4 protein-coding genes are annotated in these 6155 nt (G+C 41.1%); 1 reads left to right on the top strand and 3 read right to left on the bottom strand.

Annotated elements, in window-relative coordinates; genetic code table 11:
- Window positions 1–78: 78 nt before the first annotated feature.
- Together V7K76_RS11585 and psbA are read right to left on the bottom strand one after the other, a co-directional pair.
- Window positions 79–984 (bottom strand): DNA-methyltransferase, encoded by a 906-nt coding sequence (locus V7K76_RS11585; RefSeq protein ID WP_334775067.1) that lies wholly within the window; start codon window positions 982–984, stop codon window positions 79–81.
- Window positions 985–1487: 503 nt separating this feature from the next.
- Entirely contained in the window at window positions 1488–2570 is a 1083-nt protein-coding gene (gene psbA, locus V7K76_RS11590; RefSeq protein ID WP_334775066.1) for a photosystem II q(b) protein, read from the bottom strand.
- A gap of 574 nt (window positions 2571–3144) precedes the next feature.
- On the opposite strand from psbA, the gene V7K76_RS11595 reads away from it, so the two are divergent.
- Window positions 3145–4236, top strand: a complete 1092-nt coding sequence (locus V7K76_RS11595; RefSeq protein ID WP_334775065.1) for a HoxN/HupN/NixA family nickel/cobalt transporter — start codon at window positions 3145–3147, stop codon at window positions 4234–4236.
- Between the two features lie 290 nt (window positions 4237–4526).
- Here V7K76_RS11595 and V7K76_RS11600 read toward each other — a convergent pair whose 3' ends face one another.
- A complete protein-coding gene (locus tag V7K76_RS11600) occupies window positions 4527–6026 on the bottom strand; it encodes an MBOAT family O-acyltransferase (RefSeq protein ID WP_334775064.1) in 1500 nt (499 codons plus the stop codon).
- Window positions 6027–6155 lie beyond the last annotated feature (129 nt).

Raw genomic sequence — 6155 nt, forward strand, 5'->3', positions numbered from 1 at the left:
AAGTAGTTATGAGTTAGGAGTTATGAATTATAAATTATAAATTTTAACTTCTGACTCTTGACTCTTCACTTAATTTAGTCATTGGCCAAATCTATAACGACTTCCCATTACGTAATTTTCATTAATTTCAAAAGATATCCAGCGGCGTTGTAGATTCTCACAAACAAAGCCAGTTGTATTAGAACCTGCAAATGGATCTAATACTATATCACCTTCATCAGTTAAGAATTTGATGAAAAACTCGGCGAACCCTTGAGGAAAACGTGCTGGATGGGGTCTAATTTCTGCTGTTTTGCAGCGTCGTAAATAGGCACTATTAGATTCAGTATTAGCAATTTCTAGTAAATTTGGTGGAATTGCACCCTGGTTATCCTTTTGAAATTTATCAGAAATATCATGTCCACTAGGACGTATTTTTGCTTTATAGCCATTTTTGAGTAACTGTTTCATACTTTGGCTATAAGGCTTTAAAACTTTTCTATTATCTGCTTTAGGATTTGGTGTTTTAGATAACCACCAAACTGTATTTACAGAATCTTTCACACGAATCCGTCTGATTGTCACCCACTCAGCAGGGGTTGGCAGTCGCGACGGATTATAGTGGTAAAATTCTTGAGCAAGAAAGAAACCTACTTCCTTACATAATCTAACTAAAAGTTCGTATTGGTAAATACTCCGAACGGGATTACCAGGTAAGTAAGCGCCACCTAAATCTAGTACGAATGAGCCATTATCTGCCAGCACTCTTTTAAATTCGGATGCAAAAGGTAGGAACCACTCAATATATTTTTCTGCACTTTTGTTACCGTATTCTTTTTTTCGTGTGAGAGCAAATGGAGGTGATGTAATAATTAAATTGATACTATTATCGTCAATGAATTTAATAAGTTTAAGGCTATCACCTAAATATGCGGCTCCGTTCTGCTGGGTATAAGAGGGATTAAAAATTATTTCTTTTGGTGGCGTTATTGGTTCTTCTTGCAAGAGTGATACAATTATCTCGTTTTTTATAGTTATAACTTGTTTTGATATTGTCTGAATATTTTATTTTAAAAGTTATTTTTTTGACGCAGAGCGACATACACGGGAAGTAAGGGACTTCTAAATCAAAAAATATCCAACTATTTATTGTGGCGTGGGCGTCTCGCCATTGGTGTTAGACATTATCTCGTTCCCAGTCTCCGACTGGGAATGCTCGTCGTTGAGGCTCCGCCTCCCTTGCTGGCGGCAGAGCCGCTTTTGAGTTGCATTTCCAGTCTCCAACTGGAAACGAGGCTTTAAAGCAATATAGTTCAGTTAAGCCCGAAATCCTTTGTAGAGACGTTGCATTGCAAGGTCTCTACAGACCTAAAATCAATACCAAAAATCCTTAACTGAACCGTATTGGGCTTTAAAGGAGTTTCATCTGAAGTTGACGCTGAATTCTTCTTCAATTAAAAAGCGCCCCCATTTCTGGAGGGCGCTTTTTATTTAGCTAAACTTCAGTATTAACCGTTGATAGCAGGAGCAGTCATTGCTACAGGAGTAACTTCACCAGCAGCTAAGTCTAGGGGGAAGTTGTGAGCGTTACGCTCGTGCATTACTTCCATACCCAAGTTAGCGCGGTTGATTACGTCTGCCCAAGTGCTGATGACGCGACCTTGGGAGTCGATGATTGATTGGTTGAAGTTGAAACCGTTCAGGTTGAATGCCATCGTGCTGATACCTAAAGCGGTGAACCAGATACCGACGACAGGCCAAGCTGCAAGGAAGAAGTGCAATTGACGGCTGTTGTTGAAGGAAGCGTATTGGAAGATCAAACGACCGAAGTAGCCGTGTGCCGCAACGATGTTGTAGGTTTCTTCTTCTTGACCGAACTTGTAACCGTAGTTAAGGGACTCAGTTTCGGTGGTTTCACGCACCAAGGAAGAAGTTACTAGAGAACCGTGCATTGCAGAGAACAATGAACCGCCAAATACACCAGCCACACCTAACATGTGGAAGGGGTGCATCAAGATGTTATGTTCTGCTTGGAACACAATCATGAAGTTGAAGGTTCCAGAGATACCCAAAGGCATACCATCAGAGAAAGAACCTTGACCGATTGGGTAGATCAAGAATACTGCGGTAGCAGAAGCCAAAGGTGCGCTGTAAGCTACGCAGATCCAAGGACGCATACCTAAGCGGTAAGAAAGTTCCCACTGACGACCAAGGTAGGCAGCGCAACCGATCAAGAAGTGGAAAACTACCAACTGGTAAGGGCCGCCGTTGTACAACCACTCATCAAGAGAAGCTGCTTCCCAGATTGGGTAGAAGTGCAAGCCGATAGCGTTTGAAGAAGGAACAACTGCACCAGAGATGATGTTGTTTCCGTAGATCAAAGAACCTGCAACTGGTTCGCGGATGCCATCGATGTCCACAGGAGGAGCAGCGATGAAAGCAATTACGAAGCAAGTGGTTGCAGCTAGCAGGGTAGGAATCATCAAAACGCCAAACCAACCGATGTATATACGGTTTTCGGTGCTGGTGATCCACTCGCAGAAGCGATCCCATACACTAGCGCCAGAGCGCCGTTGTAAGGTTGTGGTCATTGTTTTATAAGTGCTATGGGTTGTTAAATATGGAACAAACGAAATAAATTTCGCCTGTTGAAATATAGTCTACATGAATTTACTTGGAGGCAATCTGTAACTTAATATTCTTTAACAAAATTCTTTAATAAGCTAGTCGAACTGTAAAGTTTTTCTACTATTAAATAAGTCATGGATTGACGCTTGGTAAGGCATTTCAACACCTAACTTGCTATTACTTTCGAGGATGCGATCGCCTACTACTCTGTGGCGGAAGTTTGCCTGCCTTTAATAAGGGGATTAATCAATTGTCTGGCTAATTGAGATGGCAAGTAGACTTCCACCATGCTGTACTAGTTATTTATCTTTACACTTCTTTACAGTCAGACTGTGGGAAAAATTTTAAGTGTTAATTAAATCTTGAAATCCCCCCTTAGAGGATTGCAGTTTTTATCCCAATAGGTTTTAGTAAAAAGTTACATCTCTTAAATAATCTTTACGAGTCTAAAGGAAGTAATTAGGCTCGGTTTTTCTCGGCTAATACAGTGCGATTCATTTTCACCAAACAAAAATCTGTCTTTTAAAGAGGAAATGCATGTTATCAGGTTTTTTGCGTGTTTTCAACGATAGCTCCAGAAACGTTAGACGTAAAGTTATCAACATTTATGCATTCTTGATTAGCGTGAATATTTTGGTTTGGGTAGTTGCCCTCATTGCATTCCACAGTTACCCCCTTCTGCTTGGTACTGCCGTATTAGCTTATAGCTTTGGGCTGCGTCATGCTGTGGATGCCGATCATATTGCGGCAATTGACAATGTTACCCGTAAATTGATGCAGGAGAACAAACGACCTGTTGCTGTTGGGTTCTTTTTCTCACTGGGTCATTCCACCATTGTAGTTTTAGCCTCTGTTGCGATCGCATTGACCGCCTCAACCATCCAAAAGGATTTTCCTAGTTTTCAAAAGGTTGGTGGGTTAATTGGCACTACTGTTTCTGCACTTTTCCTACTGGTAATTGCAGCGATTAATATGGTGGTTCTCTGGGATGTCTATAAAACCTTCCAAAGCGTAAAGCGGGGAGGAACCTACGATGAGCAGTCCTTAGATGAATTTTTGAACCAACGTGGGCTGTTAGGTCGCTTCTTCCGTCCCTTGTTTCGGCTGATAGATAGTAGCTGGAAAATGTACCCTTTGGGGTTTCTTTTCGGTTTAGGCTTCGACACAGCGACTGAGGTAGGACTGCTTGGGATCTCTGCAAGTCAGGCGGCTAAAGGTCTGCCGATTTGGTCGATCTTATTGTTTCCGGCTTTGTTTACAGCAGGTATGTCCCTAGTTGACACTACTGACGGTATTTTAATGCTTGGTGCTTATGGCTGGGCTTACGTCAAACCAATCCGCAAGCTTTACTACAATATGACCATCACCTTTGTTTCTGTACTGGTCGCTGTAATCATCGGAGGGATTGAAGCTCTGAGCATCATTGGCGAGCAGTTAGAACTGAAAGGTTCGTTTTGGGATTTTATTAGTGAACTAAGTGATAATTTTGGCACAATTGGCTACTTGATCATTGGCATCTTTGTATTAAGTTGGTTACTCTCGACTTTCATCTACAAAGTTAAAAAGTACGATGAATTGGAGGTTACTACTACAATCTCTAAGCAGACAGATACAAATCAAAGGAAATGAGCAATCTTAAGCCTACACAAAGGTTACAAGAAAGGCAGAGGGCAGAAGGCAGAAGGAAAGAAGTATTAATAAAAACTTTAGTTCTGGGTTATTGCCCAGTTAAAAAAAAGAATTGTATCGATAGCGCAGCGTTAGCGAGTCTACGAGCGTCGCGGAAAGTGCCACGAGATACAAAGCGTCCAAGATCAATCCCACGTTTTTAAACGTGGGTTCCAACTGAGCCTCCTGCCTTCGTACTTCTGCCTTCTGAAAGCCAGTATCCGACTTGGAAGTGCGAATTCAAGTTGACTTTAAAAATCAAAGTAGATGTAGGGCAAACTGCCTTCAGGGGCTAATAACCAAACAGCGTAGAAACAGATGGGAACGAATAAAAGCTTAATTGGCCAGTTAAACTCTAACTTCAGCATTCGGTTGAAGGTATAGACTACAGCCATCAGGGCAGCTAAAGCTAGAAGTACCCAAGTGAGTTGGGATTGGCTCATATTTAAGGCTTCCACATAGACCTTTTGGGCAAACTGCGCGTCAGCCGGATAACCCCAAAGATGCCGAATTACCAAAGAAGAGTCTTGGAGATTAGGTAGACGAAACCAAATCCAAGAGGTAAAAACCATCAGTTGGGTTAATGACCAAGCGACAAAGATACCCAGAGGATTTTGCCAGAATTGTTCTAGATTTTCAAAGCGATCGCTTATAGAATCTGTAAGTCGATGAACCACCAAGGCTAATCCGTGGAATATGCCCCAAACGACATAACCCAAAGCAGCACCGTGCCAGATACCAGCAATTAGCATTACAAGAAATAAATTCCAGCAGGTACGGACTAAACCTTTACGGGAACCACCTAAAGGAAAGTAGACATAGTTACGCAGCCAATCTCCTAAAGTGATATGCCAGCGCCGCCAAAATTCTGAGATATTGGTGCTGAAATAGGGAAAATCGAAATTTTCTGGTAGAACCAAGCCGAAAAGCAAAGCACTCCCACGGGCAATATCTACGTAACCGTTGAAATCTAGATATAATTGCAAGCCGTAGGCGAATGTAGCTAACCAAAGATCGGTACTACCCGCCCGTTGCAGATTACCAAAACATAAATCGACGAAAATTCCCAAGTGGTCTGCAAAAATTCCCTTTTTGACTGCGCCCCTAGCAATCAACCACAGTGCCTCAGCTACTCTATCAGAACTGGGTAAATCTAGTGTATTGAATTGATTTGCTAAGTTGTGGTAGCGCGTAATCGGGCCTGAAATCAGTTTGGCGAAGAATAATTTGTATGTAGCAAATTTGAGAAAATTATCAGTAGCAGGGGCACCGCGATAGACATCTATTAAATAGGCAATGCATTCAAAGGTGAAAAATGAAATTCCCAAGGGTGCAATTAATTTAAAAGAGCTATCTGGTGAGTTGGTTTGTATATTAAAAACAAACTTGAATAAAGGGGTAAAATACTTAAAAGCTAATAACAGTAAAACATTTAGAGTTATACCCACCCACAAAACTTTTAGACGGCGACGATTCCAATCAGCTTGAGCAAATTGCCACTCTTCGTTAGAGATTTGCCAGTCAAGAGAATGTTTTCCTGGTGATGTATTTTTACCAATTTCCAGTCCCACACGGAAATTAATAAATGTCAAAGCTAATAGTAATGGTATGTATTGGATGTGCAAAGATGCATAGAAAACTAAACTGGCAATTAGCAACGTCCATAATCGAAATTTCTGTTGTGCTAAAGACCAGTAAATTCCTAATACACTCAACAAGAATAGCCCATAGAAAATTGATATAAAGTTCATTTTTTAGTCATTAGTCATTAGTCATTAGTCATTGGTCATTAGTCATTGGTCATTAGTCATTGGTCATTAGTCATTGGTCATTAGTCATTGGTCATTAGTCATTGGTCATTAGTCATTGGTCATTAGTCA

It is taken from the genome of Nostoc sp., assembly GCF_036917975.1.
Lineage (GTDB): Bacteria > Cyanobacteriota > Cyanobacteriia > Cyanobacteriales > Nostocaceae > Nostoc.